Annotated in this window: 17 protein-coding genes; 8 read left to right on the forward strand and 9 right to left on the reverse strand. The window is 66.0% G+C overall.

Translation table 11 applies throughout. The features are described 5' to 3' along the window. Positions 1-12: 12 nt before the first annotated feature. Entirely contained in the window at positions 13-363 is a 351-nt protein-coding gene (locus SH584_RS02205) for a GntR family transcriptional regulator (protein ID WP_322840386.1), read from the forward strand. On the opposite strand, the gene SH584_RS02210 is transcribed toward SH584_RS02205, so the two are convergent. Beyond that, on the reverse strand, positions 360-2,018 hold the full coding sequence (locus SH584_RS02210) for an acyl-CoA dehydrogenase family protein (protein ID WP_324808205.1): 1,659 nt from the start codon (positions 2,016-2,018) through the stop codon (positions 360-362). The two genes, SH584_RS02205 and SH584_RS02210, sit on opposite strands and share 4 nt — an antisense overlap. A gap of 49 nt (positions 2,019-2,067) precedes the next feature. Here SH584_RS02210 and SH584_RS02215 point away from each other — a divergent pair, with 49 nt between their 5' ends. After that, a complete protein-coding gene (locus tag SH584_RS02215; protein ID WP_324808207.1) occupies positions 2,068-2,994 on the forward strand; it encodes an L-threonylcarbamoyladenylate synthase in 927 nt (308 codons plus the stop codon). 68 nt (positions 2,995-3,062) lie between these two features. On the opposite strand, the gene SH584_RS02220 is transcribed toward SH584_RS02215, so the two are convergent. The 3 genes from SH584_RS02220 to SH584_RS02230 form a co-directional block, all read right to left on the reverse strand. Beyond that, a complete protein-coding gene (locus SH584_RS02220; protein ID WP_324808209.1) occupies positions 3,063-3,620 on the reverse strand; it encodes a hypothetical protein in 558 nt (185 codons plus the stop codon). Positions 3,621-3,745: 125 nt separating this feature from the next. After that, a complete protein-coding gene (gene msrA / locus SH584_RS02225; protein ID WP_324808211.1) occupies positions 3,746-4,291 on the reverse strand; it encodes a peptide-methionine (S)-S-oxide reductase MsrA in 546 nt (181 codons plus the stop codon). Between the two features lie 63 nt (positions 4,292-4,354). Further along, complete coding sequence (locus SH584_RS02230; RefSeq protein WP_322840381.1) at positions 4,355-5,101, reverse strand: PilZ domain-containing protein; 747 nt, start codon at positions 5,099-5,101, stop codon at positions 4,355-4,357. A 104-nt stretch (positions 5,102-5,205) separates the two neighbouring features. On the opposite strand from SH584_RS02230, the gene SH584_RS02235 reads away from it, so the two are divergent. Next, on the forward strand, positions 5,206-5,595 hold the full coding sequence (locus tag SH584_RS02235; protein ID WP_322840380.1) for a response regulator: 390 nt from the start codon (positions 5,206-5,208) through the stop codon (positions 5,593-5,595). Then, positions 5,592-6,392, forward strand: a complete 801-nt coding sequence (locus SH584_RS02240; RefSeq protein WP_324808214.1) for an EAL domain-containing protein — start codon at positions 5,592-5,594, stop codon at positions 6,390-6,392. The genes SH584_RS02235 and SH584_RS02240 overlap by 4 nt, the downstream gene beginning before the upstream one ends. On the opposite strand, the gene SH584_RS02245 is transcribed toward SH584_RS02240, so the two are convergent. Both SH584_RS02245 and SH584_RS02250 read right to left on the reverse strand, forming a co-directional pair. Beyond that, entirely contained in the window at positions 6,389-7,522 is a 1,134-nt protein-coding gene (locus SH584_RS02245; protein WP_324808216.1) for an aminotransferase, read from the reverse strand. The genes SH584_RS02240 and SH584_RS02245 overlap by 4 nt on opposite strands. Before the next feature lie 17 nt (positions 7,523-7,539). Beyond that, on the reverse strand, positions 7,540-8,622 hold the full coding sequence (locus SH584_RS02250) for a CaiB/BaiF CoA transferase family protein (RefSeq protein ID WP_324808218.1): 1,083 nt from the start codon (positions 8,620-8,622) through the stop codon (positions 7,540-7,542). Positions 8,623-8,797: 175 nt separating this feature from the next. Between SH584_RS02250 and SH584_RS02255 the strand changes: the two genes are divergently transcribed. Further along, positions 8,798-9,943 (forward strand): acyl-CoA dehydrogenase family protein, encoded by a 1,146-nt coding sequence (locus SH584_RS02255; protein WP_324808220.1) that lies wholly within the window; start codon positions 8,798-8,800, stop codon positions 9,941-9,943. Positions 9,944-10,005: 62 nt separating this feature from the next. Here the strand turns inward: SH584_RS02255 and SH584_RS02260 are convergent, their stop codons facing one another. From SH584_RS02260 to SH584_RS02270, 3 genes are all read right to left on the reverse strand, one after another. Next, the gene (locus SH584_RS02260; RefSeq protein WP_416385160.1) at positions 10,006-10,533 is read right to left on the reverse strand and encodes a fasciclin domain-containing protein; all 528 of its coding nucleotides are present in this window, start codon (positions 10,531-10,533) and stop codon (positions 10,006-10,008) included. 160 nt (positions 10,534-10,693) lie between these two features. Further along, on the reverse strand, positions 10,694-11,437 hold the full coding sequence (locus SH584_RS02265; RefSeq protein ID WP_324808222.1) for an anti-sigma factor: 744 nt from the start codon (positions 11,435-11,437) through the stop codon (positions 10,694-10,696). After that, positions 11,434-12,003 (reverse strand): sigma-70 family RNA polymerase sigma factor, encoded by a 570-nt coding sequence (locus tag SH584_RS02270; RefSeq protein WP_324808224.1) that lies wholly within the window; start codon positions 12,001-12,003, stop codon positions 11,434-11,436. The genes SH584_RS02265 and SH584_RS02270 overlap by 4 nt, the downstream gene beginning before the upstream one ends. Before the next feature lie 82 nt (positions 12,004-12,085). Here SH584_RS02270 and SH584_RS02275 point away from each other — a divergent pair, with 82 nt between their 5' ends. From SH584_RS02275 to SH584_RS02285, 3 genes are all read left to right on the forward strand, one after another. After that, a complete protein-coding gene (locus tag SH584_RS02275; RefSeq protein ID WP_324808226.1) occupies positions 12,086-12,424 on the forward strand; it encodes a hypothetical protein in 339 nt (112 codons plus the stop codon). Positions 12,425-12,497: 73 nt separating this feature from the next. After that, positions 12,498-14,426: a copper resistance system multicopper oxidase gene (locus tag SH584_RS02280; RefSeq protein ID WP_324808228.1), complete on the forward strand. Its 1,929-nt coding sequence runs from the start codon at positions 12,498-12,500 to the stop codon at positions 14,424-14,426. Then, complete coding sequence (locus tag SH584_RS02285; RefSeq protein ID WP_324808230.1) at positions 14,423-15,508, forward strand: copper resistance protein B; 1,086 nt, start codon at positions 14,423-14,425, stop codon at positions 15,506-15,508. Before SH584_RS02280 ends, SH584_RS02285 begins: the two co-directional genes overlap by 4 nt. The last annotated feature ends 2 nt before the right edge of the window (positions 15,509-15,510 follow it).

A 15,510-nucleotide genomic window follows, 5' to 3' on the forward strand; every position in this document is an offset into this window, starting at 1 on the left:
TATTGTTACAGCATGACGCTCGGAGTGCCCCACGAAAAGCCGGTTTACGTTCGCCTCCGCGACGTGATTGCCGATTCCATCCTTGCCGGCCGCTATGGCGACGGCGACCCGTTGCCCTCGGTCCGCGCCTTCGCCGCCGAACAGGGCGCCAACCCGCTCACCGTCGCGAAAGCCTATCAGGGCTTTCAGGACGAAGGACTGATCGAGGTGAAGCGCGGCGTCGGCATGTTCGTCGCCACGGGTGCGCAGGCACGGCTTCGCCACGCGCAGCGCGATTCCTTCATCAAGAGCGAGTGGCCCGAGATCCGCGACCGCATGGCGCGGCTCGGAATCGATCCCGCCGACTTGCTCGCGAGCGCTTAAGCGAGCGCTTCGGCGGGCACCGAGTAGAGCAGCGCCGCGCCTTCCTCCGCCGCAGCCGCCAGGCCGATCGCCTCGGGCACGACCACCGCCAGAAAATAGCCCGCCGCCGCCTTGGTCCGCTCGTCGGCACCCTCATCCAGCGACAGCCGCTCGACCAGCCATCCGGCGACCAGCACCGACGTCATCGTCAGGAACGGATAGCTTCCCGCCAGCCGATCGTCCGGTGCCGATGCGCGCAATGTCGCCGCCGCCACTTCGACTGCGTCGGACAGCGCGATGAGCCGTACGTCGCGCGTGTCGGCGCGAACGTCGGCAATCACCGAATCGAATGCCAGGCCGCCGTCCAGGTCAAGCTTGCGCCCGACCAGGTCCGCCGCCTGAATGCCGTTGGTCCCTTCGTAAATCGGCGCGATCCGCGCGTCGCGCAGGTGTTGCGCCGCGCCGGTCTCCTCGATGAAGCCCATGCCGCCGTGCACCTGAATGCCCAGACTGGCGACCTCACAGCCAACGTCGGTCCCCCACGCCTTGGCAAGCGGAGTCATGATTTCCGCGCGAAGCTTCGATGCCGGGTCTCCGCGCGCGCCACGATCGACCTCGCCGAACGCATAATAAACCAGCGCGCGCGCCGCCGTCGTGAGGCTGCGCATCCGAAGCAGCATTCGACGAACGTCGGGGTGATCGGCGATCGCGACGGGCAGGCGATTGCGCTGCCCCTGCTTGCGCTCGATCGCATACGCCACCGCGCGCTGCGTGGCGCGCTCGGCGATGCCAACGCCCTGGAGTCCGACATTCAGCCGCGCATTGTTCATCATCGTGAACATCGCGCGCATCCCGCCCATTTCGGGCCCGACCAGCCAGCCGATCGCCCCGCCATGGTCGCCATAGCTCATCACGCACGTCGGCGACGCGTGAATGCCAAGCTTATGCTCGATCGACACGCAGCGAACGTCGTTCGGCGTTCCGTCGGGAAGCACCTTTGGCACCAGGAACAGCGAGATCCCGCGCGTTCCCTCGGGCGCATCAGGCGTCCGCGCGAGCACGAGGTGGACGATCTGCTCGGCCAGGTCATGCTCGCCGTAGGTGATGTAGATCTTGGTCCCGCTCACCCGCCACGATCCGTCGCCGACCGGTTCGGCCTTCGATCGAAGCGCGCCGACGTCGCTTCCCGCTTGTGGCTCGGTCAGGTTCATCGTCGCGGGCCATTCGCCGCTGACGATCTTGGGCAGATAGTCGCGCTTCAACTCCTCCGATCCGTGCTGCTCCAGCGCTTCGATTGCGCCCATCGACAACATCGGCAGCAAGGCGAAGCCGAGGTTCGCGGCGTTGAGGTTCTCCATCAGCGCCGCGGCCAGCGCGAACGGCAGCGCCTGCCCGCCTGCATCCTCGGGAGCCGACAGCGTCATCCAGCCCCCCTCGACGAAAGCGCGATAGGCAGCGTGGAAACCTTCGGGCATCCGAACGACGCCGTTGTCCCAGCGAGCGCCGACCGTGTCGCCGATCCGGTCGAGCGGCGCGAACTCGCCTTCGGCCAACGCCGCCGCGCCTTCCAGCACCGCCTCGATCATGTCGGCCTCGGGCGCACCTTCGATCTCGCCGATCCGCACCGCCGTGTTGAGGGCGAGCCGCTGGTCGCGGATGGGGGCGGTGAAGCTCATGGGGCGTTCGTCCTTGCTGAAGTGTGGTCCGCGCTATAGCGGGCGGACCATGGCGCATCCAGCCGACACGAGCGTGCTTCCCTTCGACGATGCCTCGATCGAAGAAGCCGCGCGCCTCGTGCTGGCCGGACAGCCCATCGCCGTCCCGACCGAGACCGTCTACGGCCTCGCCGCCGACGCCACCAATTCCGAGGCCGTCGCGCGCATCTACGCCGCCAAGGGCCGCCCCAGCTTCAACCCGCTGATCGTCCACGTCCCCGATCTCGCCGCTGCTCAGGCAATCGGCGAATTCGACGAAGCCGCGCTTGGTCTTGCTGCCAAATATTGGCCGGGGCCGCTTACGCTGGTCGTGCCGCTTCGCCCGGACTCTGGGATTGCTGCACTGGTCACCGCGGGCCTGCCGACGATCGCGCTTCGCGTTCCCGCTCACCCGGCGATGCAGGCCTTGCTCGCCGCATGCGGCCGCCCGCTCGCGGCCCCGTCGGCAAACGCCAGCGGCCGCATTAGCCCGACGCGCGCAGCACATGTGCTGGCCTCACTCGACGGCCGGATCGCGCTCATAATCGACGGCGGCGCGACCGAGCGGGGGATCGAATCCACGATCGTCGCCGCGACCGGCGGCCCACGCCGCCTGCTCCGCCGCGGCCCGATCGAGGTCGATGCACCGATGGCGGAGGCGTCCACGATCGAAGCCCCCGGCCAGCTCGAAAGCCACTACGCCCCCTCGAAGCCCCTCCGCCTCGACGTCAGCGAAGCGGAGCCCGACGAATATCTGATTGGCTTCGGCGACATCGCCGGCGACGCGTCGCTTAGCGCCAGCGGCGATCCAGTCGAAGCCGCCGCCCGCCTGTTCGACCTGCTCCACCAGGCAGACGCCGCTTCAACGTCGCGCATCGCCGTCGCCCCCATCCCCGGCCCCGGCATCGCCGAAGCCATCCGCGACCGCCTGAAAAGAGCCGCCGCGCCGCGGACATAGAAAAGGCCCCGGCGGTGTCCCGCCGAGGCCAAGTTGAGCCGCAAGCTAACTTTCAGCGGGTCACGGAATTAAGCGGCCGGCGGCAACGCAATGTCTTGATCGAGAAATGCTCGGCCAGGCATATTGAGCGGCATCTCTGCGCTGGTCCCGGTTACGAAAAAACCAGCTATCGGCATGACGACAAGCGCCCCCACGACGCCCGCAGTGCCGGTGTCCCCACGGGAGTCCATGTCGCCCGTTAGACGGATATTTGTCCCATTAATATTGACGGATTTGATCTGAAGATGAATTCCGCCCGACTTGCCCCACATGCCCTTGTTGCGCACTTCCGTGAGCACTCCCTCGACTGGACTACGCGCCGGGATCACAACGCGGCCATTGAGAAGCACATCCTGAGCAACCTCAAGCTGAACTCGTTGGCCAACCTTCAGGCGTTTGCCTTTCGTGGTCAGCCCTTCTGAGAGTGCCACGGGAATGGGTGCGCCAGCGCGCAAAATGTTTCCGGCAACTTGCTGTTGGACGACGGTTACATTCGGTGACGCGGTCGTCGCCGGAAGAACTATTGTCTGAGCAGAAAGAGACGTGGCTGCGAACACAAGTCCGCATGCGAAATAGCGTAGGTACATTGATTCCCCCCTTGGATGGCCTTGGCAAATTCTCGGCCTAACTACGTGCTGCCAAATAAAACGGGGAAATCAAAGTACCATTAATCGAAAGCGTTAACGGCCAACTGTACCGGCTTCCTAATAATCTAAACGACTTGCGCCGACTTCAACCGCGCCTGATAGCTCTTGCGAAATTTCTGCAACTTCGGCGCTACCACCGCGACGCAGTAAGGGTTCGCCGCCCCCGTCCGCGCGACATAGTTCTGGTGATAGTCCTCGGCCGGATACCATGGCGCGTTCGGTTCGATGGTCGTGACGACACGTTCGTCATTCGCCTCGTTCGCGCGCCCGATCGCCGCCTCGGCCTCGGCCCGCTGCGTTTCGTCCTGCGGGAAGATCGCCGAGCGATACTGCGTGCCGACGTCCCCGCCCTGCCGGTTCAGCGTCGTCGCATCGTGCGTCGCAAAGAAGATGTCGAGCAGGTCGCCATAACTCAGAACGTCATTGTCGAACTCGATGCGAACCGCCTCGGCGTGGCCCGTGTCGCCGCCGCACACCTGCTTGTAGGTGGGATTGTCGACCTCGCCGCCGATGTAACCGCTCTCGACCGCTTCGACGCCCTGAAGGTCGAGGTAGATCGCCTCGGTGCACCAGAAGCACCCGCCGGCGACGATTGCGATTTCCTTGGCCATGTCCGCTTCACTCCGTTCGATGTGTCGAACGACAGATAGGAAGCGTGGACGCGGGTTGAAAGATCAGCGCTTGATGCTGGCCTTCAGCGTGGCCATCTCGAGCCGCTTGCCGACCCAGTCGGCCAGTTCCTCAAACGACAGCGGCTCGTCGAACACGATCCCCGCCTTGCGATCGGCGAACCAGCGCACCTCGCCGCGGATCGGGCGAAGGCTTTCGACCACCACTACGACTTGTCTGCCCAGGCAATACTCCTCGATCGGCGCGACCTTGATCCCGCCGAGCGAAATGTCCTGCACGTCGACCGTGTAGTATGTGCTGCCGACCTTCACGTTGCCTCGGCAATCGACGTCGAGCCGCGGCGGCCGCGGCCGAAAGCCGAGCCGCTGCTTGCGCCCGGCCAGCAGTTCGCCAAGGTCGATATTCTGCTCGAACTTGAAGCCCGCGGTGCCTTCGCGGATCCAAACGACGGTCGCCGGCACCTTTTGCGAGCTGATTTCGATCGAGACTTCATCGCCCACCGCGACCGGCAAGCCGATTTCCGCCATCAGCCCGCCGGCCGACACGTTGCGCACGCGGATCAGCTGTTCGCGGCCCTTTGCTTCGATCAGCTTCGCCACGCGCAGCATCGCCATCACGCGCTGGTCGTCGCGCCGTTCGCTTGGGCGGGGCACGGCGGTGCTCAACGTGAACGTCGTCGATTCGAACGCCACATTCTCATCCACGACCGGCTTGGCCGCGGCTTGCCTGCGGCGGATCAGCGTCCCGAACATCGCGTCAGTCCCTCCATAAGCGACCAAAAACTGCGTCAATCCGGCACAATGCCGTCGGCGAGGTTAAAATCCGGTTTCGGACGTTTGACGCTCGTTGCGAAAGCTGTTTGTGAGGATGTGCGCAAGCCGACACGAGGAACTGGATGACGAAGCCCGAACTGCTGCTGATCGACGACGAGCCGGCCTTGGCCGCCTTCCTCGCCGACGCGGCCAGCCTGTGCGGCTATCATCCCGTCGTCACCGAGGAAGATGCCGAATTCCGCGAGCGTTTCCTGGCTCACCGGCCGAACATGATCGCGCTCGACCTCGGCATGCCCGGGATGGACGGGGTCGAGCTTCTCCGCTTCCTCGCGGCCGAGAAGTTCACCGATCCGGTCCTCATCATCTCCGGCTTCGACCGGCGCGTCCTTGAAAGCGCGTTCAAGCTTGGCGAGGCGCTTGGCTTGACGATGGTCGGCCCGATCGAAAAGCCCGCCCGGCTCGAGGAACTTGAAGTGCTGTTCACCACGCTCAGGCCGACGCTGACCCCGTGATCGCCCACGCCGACCTCGGGCTGCTCGACGGCTTTGAGCGGGCGCTGATCAACCGCCGACTGACGATGGTCTACCAGCCCAAGGTCTCGCTGACCGACGGCAATCTGATCCGCGTCGAGGCGCTGGTGCGGTGGGAAGATCCGGAGCTCGGCCCCGTCCCGCCCGCGCGCTTCGTGCCGCTCGCCGAGCAATATGGCCTGATCGACCAGCTGACGAGCTGGGGGCTCGATACCACGCTTCGCCAGTGGCATCGCTGGCGCGAGCAGGGCCTCGACACCCGCCTCGCCTTCAACATCAGCGCGCTCAGCCTCAATGAGCTCGATTTTCCCGACTTGGTCGAAAAAATGTGCCGCGCGCTAGAGGTGCCGACAAATCGCCTCGTGCTAGAGCTGACCGAGGGCTCCACCCAGTCACTCATCAACCTGATGGACACGCTGACCCGCTTCCGGATCAAGGGCATCGACCTTGCCATCGACGATTTCGGAGTCGGCTATTCGACGCTGATGCAGCTTCGCCAACTGCCCTTCACCGAACTCAAGATCGACCGCTTCTTCGTCGACGACGCCACCACGTCGAAGGACAGCGCGCTGATCGTCAAATCGGTGATCGACCTGGCGCACGGCCTCGGCATGACCGTCACGGGCGAAGGCGTCGAAACCGAGGCCCAGTTACGCCTGTTGCGCTCGCTCGGCTGCGATGTGGCGCAGGGCTATTTCCTCGCCCGCCCGCTGGAGCCCGCCGCGCTCGTTCCGTGGAACGCCGAGTGGCAGGAGCGCTGGCCAGCGCTCGCCGCCTAGACGAACAGCGCCCGGGCGCGCGCCATCGCCGCCACGCCCGCATCGATCGTCATATCCTGTTTTGCAAAGCAAAGCCGAACCAGATGGTCGGGCTTCCGGTCGTCGGCGAACGGCGACAGCGGCACGACCGCGACGCCGGCCTCTGCGACCGCGCGCTTCGCGAAGGTCTCGTCGTCGACCATGATCCCGGACGCAGCGAGATCGACGCACAGGAAGTAGGTCGACGCGCTCGGCAACACCGCAAAGCCCGCCGCTTCCAGCCCCGCCACCATGCGGTCGCGCGCCGCCGCGAATCGCGACCGCATCGGCGACAGCCAAGCATCGCCGTCCGCCAATCCGAACGCCACTGCCGCCTGCAGGTTCGGCGCCGATGCGAAGGTCAGAAACTGGTGCGCCCGCGCGCCGAGCGTCGCGAGCTCGGGCGCCGCGATCATCCACCCGATCTTCCAGCCGGTCAGCGAAAAGATCTTTCCCGCCGATCCGCATTTGAAGGTCCGCTCCGCCATGTCGGGGAGCGAGGCGAACGGGACGAACTCCTGCCCGTCGAGCAGGATATGCTCCCACACCTCGTCCGAAATCACGATCAGGTCGTGCGCGCGCGCCACCGCCGCGACCGCTTCCAGCTCCTCGCGATCGAACAATCGTCCCGTCGGATTGTGCGGATTGTTGAGGATAATTGCGCGCGTTGTCGGCGTGATCGCCGCTTCCAGGGCAGCCTGTTCGATCCGCCATTCCGGCGGCAGAAGCGCGACCTCCCTGACAACTCCGCCTGCGCGCCGCACCAATGGTGCGTAAGCGTCATAAGCGGGGGTCATCAGCACCACTTCGTCGCCCGGCGAGACCGTCGCCAGGATCGCTGCCGCCAACGCTTCGGTCGCGCCGCTCGTTACACACACTTGCGAGGCGTCGATCGTCACGCCGTGGTGCCGCGCGTAATGATCGGCGACCGCGTCCCTCAGCGTTGGAAGCCCGCGCGACGGCGCATATTGGTTCGACCCCTCGCGCACCGCGCTCGCGGCCGCGTTGAGAATTTCCTCGGGCCAGCCGAAGTCGGGAAACCCCTGCCCCAGATTGACTGCCCCATGCTTGGCGGCGGCAAGCGACATTCGCTCGAACACGCTCGTGTCCATCGTTTCGTACAGCGGGTTCAGCGTCGGTCCTCCAGAAGGTCGGCAATCGCGGCCTCGTCATAGCCAAGCTCGGCCAGGATCGCCGCGCCATCCTCGCCTTCGCGTCGCGGCGGATCGGGGCGCACTGTTGGCGTGCCCGAATATCGCGGCGCGGGCGCGGGCTGAAACACCCCGTCGATGTCCAGGAACGTGCGCCGCGCGATATTGTGCGGATGGACCGGCGCTTCGCCAAGATCGAGCACCGGCGCCACGCACGCGTCGGTGCCTGCAAAATGTGCCGCCCAGTCGTCGCGACTTCGAAGCGCGATCACCGCCGCAATCTCCTCGCGGCCCGATCCCGGCGCGAGCGCGAGCCCGCGATACAGCGCCGCCTGGAACTGCGGCTCGATTGCGCCGATGCTCAGGAACTTGCCGTCGAGGCAGCGATAGACGCCGTAGATCGCCTCGCCCCCGTCGAGCAGATTCGCCTCACGCTCGTCGCGCCACAGCCCCGCGGCGCGCATGCCGTAAGTCAGCGTGCCCAGCAGCGCGGTCCCGTCGGTCATCGCCGCGTCGATCACCTGCCCCTTGCCGCTCTTGGCAACCTCGAGCAGCGCCGCGACCATCCCGAACGCCAGCATCATCGCGCCGCCGCCATAGTCGCCAAGATAATTGACCGGTGCGACCGGCCGCTCCGCCGGGCCGATCCCGTGCAGCAGCCCACTCAGCGCGACATAGTTGATGTCGTGTCCGGCATCGGTCGCCAGCGGCCCATGCTGGCCCCAGCCCGTGATGCGCCCATAGACCAATCGGGGATTGGCGCCGATCAGCTCGTCCGGCCCCAGCCCCAGACGCTCCATGACGCCCGGCCGATACCCTTCAATCAGCCCGTCCGCCGTCGCCGCCAACTTGCGCACGATCGCCCGGCATTCCTCGCGCTTCAGGTCGAGCGAAATCGACTTGCGGTTGCGAAGCAGCGGGTCGCCCGGCACCCCGATCATTCCCTTGCGCTCGACGCGGATCACCGTCGCGCCATGGTCGGCAAGCATCATCGCCGCGAACGGTCCCGGCCCAAGCCCTGCCATTTCGACGATCGTATATCCGGTCAGCGGTCCAGCCATGACGTCACGCTAACGGGGCCATCGCCAGCCGCCAAGAAAATGCTGTCCTATCGCGCGCTCGATCGCCTAGCATCGGGCGCAGCCGGAGAATGGCGGCCCGAATTCCTTAAGTTCGCAAATCCGCCCCAAAAAGTGCACGAACTCCACGACCTTTGTGAACCTAAGGACCGCGCCCATGATCGAATCCGCCGACCGTCCGATCTTCGACGACGATCACCACGCCTTCCGCGACACCGTCCGCCGCGTGCTCGGCGACGTCATCGCCCCTCGGCTCGACGCGCATGAGGCCGACGGGATTGTCGAGCGCGACGCGTGGGAGAAAGTCGGCGCTGCCGGAATGCTCTGCCCGCAGGTTCCCGAGTCCTATGGCGGGCTCGGTCTCGACTTCGCGTTCAACGCCATCGTCGGAGAGGAGCTGAGCTACCTGGGATCGGCCGCGGGCTTCACGCTCCAGTCCGACATCGTCGCCGACTATCTGGTCCACTACGGCAGCGAGGAGCAGAAGCGGCGCTACCTGCCCGGCATGGTCGACGGCACCCGCATCACCGCCATCGCGATGACCGAACCCGGCGCGGGAAGCGACCTGCAAGGAATCCGCAGCATTGCGCGGCGCGACGGCAATGGCTGGCGACTGTCGGGTTCGAAGACTTACATCACCAATGGCCAGAGCGCCGACCTGGTCATCGTCGCTGCGCGGACGACCGAGGAAGGCGGCGCGCGCGGCCTGTCGCTGTTCCTGGTCGAAGAAGGCGACGAAGGCTTCACCCGCGGCCGCAACCTCGACAAGATCGGGCTTCACGGCAACGACACGTCCGAACTCTTCTTCGACGAGGTCAAGCTTCCCGCCGACCGGTTGCTCGGGGCGGAGAACGGCGGCTTCGCGATGCTGATGCAGCAGCTTCCGCAAGAACGTCTGTCGATCGCCGTCCAATGCCAGGCGGCGGCGCAGCGCGCCTTTGACGAAGCGGTCAAGTTCACGACCGACCGCAAGGCCTTCGGCAAACGCATCGCCGATTTCCAGAACACCCGCTTCGAACTGGCCGACCTCAAGACCCGGCTGCAGGTCGGCTGGGCGCATCTCGACTGGGCGATCGCGCGTCACATTCGTGGCAAGCTGACGCCTGCCGAAGCGAGCGCGGCGAAGCTTTGGCACAGCGAAATGCAATGGCATGCGTGCGATCGGTCGCTGCAGCTTCACGGCGGCGCCGGCTACATGAACGAATATCCGATCGCGCGGCTGTGGCGCGATGCGCGCGTCGCGCGCATTTACGGCGGCACCAGCGAAATCATGAAAGAACTGATCTCGCGAAGCATCGCCTAATACCGGTGCGGGCGTCGCGGTCGAGGGCACGAACCGCGACGCCCTATCCGGGCAAAGGGGCCTTAGCCCGGAAGCGAAACTGCGTCGGTGACGTGGATCACGCCGTTCGACTGGAAGACGTCGGCCTGCGTAACGTGGCTCATGCCGCCCTTGGCGTCGGTCAGCATGACGCGATCGCCCATCATGCTCGCGGTCAGCGTGCCGCCGTTGACCGTGGTCAGCGACGCCCTGCCTCCGCCCGCCTGGATCTGAGCCACCAGGTCGGCGGCGCTGACTCGGCCGGGAACGACATGGTAGGTCAGGACCGACGTCAGCATTGCTTTGTTGGCCGGTTGCAGCAGGGTGTCGACCGTGCCGGCCGGCAACTTGGCGAACGCCGCGTTGGTCGGCGCGAAGACCGTGAACGGACCCGGGCCCGACAACGTCTCGACAAGGCCAGCAGCCTTGACCGCGGCGACCAGCGTCGTGTGGTCGGCGGAGTTGACGGCATTCTCGATGATGTTCTTGGTCGGGTACATGGCGGCGCCGCCGACCATCACCGTTCCGTCGGCGCTGGCCGATTGGGCGGTGGCGGTGTCCGACATTCCCATGCAACCGGCGAGCGATACGCTCACCAGCAACATCGTTGCTCCGTTCCGAAGTGCATAGATCATGGTTCGCGTCCCTTTGTTGTTCGGTCCCCCATCATCGTGAGGGTCCGCAAAGCTACGCATCAGGTCCGTGGACGGATGCCTGCCGAAAGTTCGTCGATCAAATGTTGGCGAGCGGTCCCGCGGCGATCGGCGCGCCACTCGGTTTCCCGCCCGGCCCACCGCCCGGCGGCTCGACCGTCACGGCGATCGTGTCCTGCGCCCGCATCGCGTTCGCCAACGGCGCCGCGACCGCGATGCGCGTCGGTGTGGCAGTGTCGATGAGGCCGAGCGAATGCGGCACGCCATCGCCCCCGATCAGCCACAGTTCGTGGACACGTCCCTCCGGCGCGGCGGCGACGGCGGGCATGACCATCATCGAGCGATGATCGGAATCCACCGTCACGACATAGGCGGTGGCACGGTCCTCGCTGATCACCTTGGCAAGCATCGTCGGCGCAGTCGGCTGGGCCGCTGGCTGCTCGATCGGTACCGTCGGTTCCGGACGGATGAGTCCTGGCACGACGACCACCGCCAAGGCGGCAGCCACCGCGCTCGCAGCGAGCGCCACGTTCGACCACAGCTTCACGCGGCGCTTAAGCGCGACGACGGTCGGCCCTTCCATCCCGTCGACCCTGTCGCCGCCGATCGCCGCCTGGATCCGCGACCACACCGATGCATCGGGCTCGACGCTTTCGATCCGATCGAACAGAGGTGCGAAGCGCTCGTCCCAGGCCGCGACTTCGCGGGCGAAGTCGGGATCGCGCTCGGCCAGCGCGCGCGCTTCCTCGAGCTCGCGTCCGTCGAGCAGCCGCAACGCCAGTTCGGCGGCGAGCAGGTCGCGTTCGGGATCGTCGGCGCTCATCGCTGCAAACATTCCTTCAATCGCCTCAGGCCGCGACGAATTCGGCTTTTCAGTGTCCCGAGCGGAAGGCCGTCGGCCTGCGCCAACTCGGCATAAGTCGTCCCGCCGAAGAAGGCGCGGCGGATCGCGCCCGCCTGCTCGTCGTCGAGTTCCTGCAAGCAGGTGTCGAGCCGGCGATTGACCTCGCCCATCTCCATCAGCGCGGCGGCGCCAGGCGTCTCGTCGGCGACTTGCAAATCGTCGTCGTTCATCGGCCGCGTGTCGCGACGCTTGCGGATGCGGTCGATCGCCTTGTTGCGCGCGATCGTCGCCAGCCACGTGATCGGGCTTGCCTTGGCGGCATCATATCCGCCTGCTTTCTGCCAGACCGTGACGTAGACGTCCTGCAACGTACCCTCCGCATCGGTGCGATTGCCCAAGATACGAAGGCAGACGCCGAAAAGCTTTGCGGAGGTGCGAAGATAGACTTGGCGGAACGCCTCCCGGTCGCCCTGACCTACACGCTGCAACGCTTCGGCGAGCGAACCGCTGTCGGTCTGACGTTCGAAATCGCTGGCGTCGCGCATGCCTCGACTTTGCACGCACGCGGGCGGACTGCAATTACTGACTGACATTGAACTCGGCGATCGCAACCGGCATATGCGCAGTGTGTCGACGCGCCCCCTTCTCCTGATGCTGCTCGCCCTGATGGTGGCGCTCGGTTCGACCTTGCTCGCCACGGGCGGCGCCATGGCGATGAGCCCCAGCGCTCAGCCGGCGCAGGCGGCCTCGATCGATCATTGCGGCGGCGCAGACGAGCAGTCCGCTCCCTCCCGGTCATCCGGCGAGGACTGCTGCATTGCGATGGCGCCCGGCTTGCCGGCGACGACCGACGAGCATGCGGAAGATGTGGTGGCGTTCGAGCGGTTGGCGGTACGGCCAGTGACAAGCAGCCTTGGCCCCGTCTTCACGGCGAAGCTGCCGACCCCACCTCCACGACTGGGTTAGACCGGCACGCTTCGGCGTTTTCCAATCTGTATGTTTCCTCCGCCGGTGACCGGCGATGAAGGACGATGATTCAATGACCCATTTGTTCGCGCTTCCGCGACGCGACTTCCTCCGTGCCGCCGCGCTTGGCGGCGGAATCGTCGCGACCATGCCCGCCTGGGCCCAACCGACTTCCGCCGGGATCGTGCGTCCGCTGCCGACGCTGGCTGGCAATGACATCGCGCTGACGATCGACAAGGTCTCGGTGCGAGTAGAAGGCAAGGTCAGCCGCGCGGTCGGGGTCAACGGCACCGTCCCCGCCCCGCTGATCCGCCTCCGCGAGGGCCAGCGCGTCCGCCTGCGCGTCGACAACCGGCTGAACGAGGAAAGCTCGATTCACTGGCACGGGCTTCTTGTCCCGTTCGCGATGGATGGCGTTCCCGGGGTCAGCTTTCCCGGAATCATGCCGAGATCGACCTTCACCTACGACTTCGACGTCGTCCAGTCGGGCACCTACTGGTACCACAGCCATAGCGCCTACCAGGAAGAGGACGGCCTTTACGGGCCGATCGTGATCGACCCCGCCGGCCCCGATCCGGTCGCCTTCGATCGCGAGCATGTGCTTGTGCTGTCCGATCACAGCCCGATGCTGGGCGCGGCAATCTATTCCAAGCTCAAGCAGATGGGCGGCGGCTATTTCAATCATCAGCGGCTGACGCTGTCGGGCCTGCTCGCCGGGCGTGACCTGACCGCGAAGGAACGGCGCGAGTGGGGCATGATGCGGATGGACCCCGCCGACGTCGCCGACGTCACCGGTTCGACCTACACCTACACCATCAACGGCCATGGCCCGTTCGAAAATTGGACCGGCCTGTTCACCGCCGGGGAGCGCGTGCGGCTTCGGATCATCAATGCGGCGGCGCAGACCAACTTCAACGTTCGCATTCCCGGCCTGGCGATGACCGTCGTCGCCGCCGACGGGCTAAACGTGCGCCCGGTCGCGGTCGACGAGTTCCAGATCGGGGTCGCGGAGACATACGACGTGATCGTGACCCCGGGCGACCGCGCCTACACGATCATCAGCGAATCGATTGATCGATCGGGCCTCGGCCGCGCTACCCTCTCGCCCCGCGCGGGAATGTCCGCGCCGGTGCCGCCGCTCCGCCCGCGCCCGCTGCTGACGATGCGCGACATGGGCATGGGCGGAATGGATCATGGCGGCATGGCGATGGGCGAAACGCCCGCGCCCGAACTCGCGCGCGGCCCGGATCCCTCCGCCGAGCAGAATGCTTCACGCAATCTTGCCAGGCTCAGCGGCTGGGCCGGACCCGCGACGACCAGCGCGGTTGGCACGACAAGACCAGTCGATCACGCGGCCATGGAGCATGGGATGGACCATGCCGCCATGGGTCATGGCGCTTCTCCCACAGCAACCGCAATGAATCATGGCGCGGGCGGGATGAGCCACGACATGCGCGATCTCAGCAAGGCCCCCGGTGTTCGCGACGATCCCGGCGTCCAGACCATTTCGCCGATGCCGACCGACCGCACCGGCGAGCCGCCCGTCGGCCTCGAAGGGCTCGGCCACCGCGTGCTGGTCTATCGCGACCTCATGGCGCTCACCCCCAATCCCGACGTGCGGGCGCCGTCGCGATCGCTCGACATCCACCTGACCGGAAACATGGAGCGCTACATGTGGTCGTTCGACGGAGTGAAGATGAGCGAGCCCGCCGATCCCATCCCTTTCCGCCTGAACGAGCGCGTTCGCGTGAATCTCATCAACGACACGATGATGCCGCACCCGATCCACCTGCATGGCCATTTCTTCGAACTGGTCACGGGTCATGGCGCGAACGCGCCGCGCAAGCACACCGTCAATGTTCCGCCGGGCGGCAAGATGAGTTTCGATCTGACCGCGGACGCGATCGGCGACTGGGCGTTCCACTGCCACAACCTCTATCACATGACGGCGGGGATGATGCGTGTTGTCACCGTCCGCGGCGGCGAAGGATCCGGCCAATGACCCGCGTCTCGATCGCGCTGTTTGGCGCCGCCGCAAGTCTTGCGCTCATGCCCTCCAGCGCGCTCGCGCAGCATCAAGGGCACAACATGCCCGGGATGAGCATGCCTGCGCCCGCCAAGAAGGCGCCCGCGCGCAAGCGTCCCGTCGTGAAGAAGGCACCTGCGCCGAAGGCTTCCACGCAGAAGGCGGCACCGAAGAAAGCGGCACCCAGGAAGGCAGCGCCGAAAGCCGAGCCAGTGACCGATCCGCACGCAGGACATGACATGTCCGCCATGCCGCCTCCGGCGACCGAGGAGATCATCCTGCTAGATGAAACTTCGCCGAGCGGGACCGACCTCCCTGCGGGCAATGCGCCTCCTCCCCCGGTCCCGACCGACCGCGCCGCCGACGCCATTTTTGGCAAGTCGGCGATGGATATGGGTCGGCATCATCTCGATCACTTCCATGGGGGGCAGACGTTCAGCCACCTGATGATCGACAAAGCGGAAGCCAAGTTCGGGAATGGCCACGCCGGGTTCGAGTGGGACCTCGAAGGATGGACCGGCGGCGACATCAATCGGGTCGTAGTCAAGTCCGAGGGTGAAGGCGCCTTCGGCAAGTCGTTGGAGAAGGTCGAAGTCCAGGTGCTCTACAGCCGCGCCATCGGGCCCTACTTCAATCTCCAGGCCGGCCTTCGCCACGACATCCTGCCCAATCCCTCGCGCACCTTTGCGGTGGCGGGCCTGGAGGGCCTCGCCCCGGGCTGGTTCGAGGTCGAGGGATCGCTGTTCCTGTCGAACAAGGGAGAGTTGATGGCCCGCGCGGAGGCCAGCACCGACCAGCGCATTACCCAGCGCCTGATCCTGCAGCCGCGCGCCGAGATCAACCTGGCGGCGCAAAGCAGCCGTGAGATCGGCGTCGGTGCCGGGCTGAGCGACGCGGAGGTCGGTGTTCGCCTGCGCTACGACATCCGGCGCGAGTTTTCGCCTTATGTCGGGGCGCAGGTTCGGCGATCGTTCGGGGCCACTCGTCGCTACCTGCGCGACGAGGGCGACAAGCCGACCGAGTGGAGCCTGCTGACCGGGGTGCGCTTCTGGTTCTGACC

This window comes from Sphingomonas sp. LY29, from assembly GCF_035593985.1.
In the GTDB taxonomy this organism is placed as follows: domain Bacteria; phylum Pseudomonadota; class Alphaproteobacteria; order Sphingomonadales; family Sphingomonadaceae; genus Sphingomicrobium.

Excerpts from the sequence above, each read along its gene's own strand:
- SH584_RS02205 (WP_322840386.1), top strand. The coding sequence starts at position 13 with ATGACGCTCGGAGTGCCCCACGAAAAGCCGGTTTACGTTCGCCTCCGC.
- SH584_RS02210 (WP_324808205.1), bottom strand. The coding sequence starts at position 2,018 with ATGAGCTTCACCGCCCCCATCCGCGACCAGCGGCTCGCCCTCAACACG.
- SH584_RS02215 (WP_324808207.1), top strand. The coding sequence starts at position 2,068 with ATGGCGCATCCAGCCGACACGAGCGTGCTTCCCTTCGACGATGCCTCG.
- SH584_RS02220 (WP_324808209.1), bottom strand. The coding sequence starts at position 3,620 with ATGTACCTACGCTATTTCGCATGCGGACTTGTGTTCGCAGCCACGTCT.
- msrA (WP_324808211.1), bottom strand. The coding sequence starts at position 4,291 with ATGGCCAAGGAAATCGCAATCGTCGCCGGCGGGTGCTTCTGGTGCACC.
- SH584_RS02235 (WP_322840380.1), top strand. The coding sequence starts at position 5,206 with ATGACGAAGCCCGAACTGCTGCTGATCGACGACGAGCCGGCCTTGGCC.
- SH584_RS02245 (WP_324808216.1), bottom strand. The coding sequence starts at position 7,522 with ATGGACACGAGCGTGTTCGAGCGAATGTCGCTTGCCGCCGCCAAGCAT.
- SH584_RS02250 (WP_324808218.1), bottom strand. The coding sequence starts at position 8,622 with ATGGCTGGACCGCTGACCGGATATACGATCGTCGAAATGGCAGGGCTT.
- SH584_RS02255 (WP_324808220.1), top strand. The coding sequence starts at position 8,798 with ATGATCGAATCCGCCGACCGTCCGATCTTCGACGACGATCACCACGCC.
- SH584_RS02260 (WP_416385160.1), bottom strand. The coding sequence starts at position 10,533 with ATGGGAATGTCGGACACCGCCACCGCCCAATCGGCCAGCGCCGACGGA.
- SH584_RS02265 (WP_324808222.1), bottom strand. The coding sequence starts at position 11,437 with ATGAGCGCCGACGATCCCGAACGCGACCTGCTCGCCGCCGAACTGGCG.
- SH584_RS02270 (WP_324808224.1), bottom strand. The coding sequence starts at position 12,003 with ATGCGCGACGCCAGCGATTTCGAACGTCAGACCGACAGCGGTTCGCTC.
- SH584_RS02280 (WP_324808228.1), top strand. The coding sequence starts at position 12,498 with ATGACCCATTTGTTCGCGCTTCCGCGACGCGACTTCCTCCGTGCCGCC.
- SH584_RS02285 (WP_324808230.1), top strand. The coding sequence starts at position 14,423 with ATGACCCGCGTCTCGATCGCGCTGTTTGGCGCCGCCGCAAGTCTTGCG.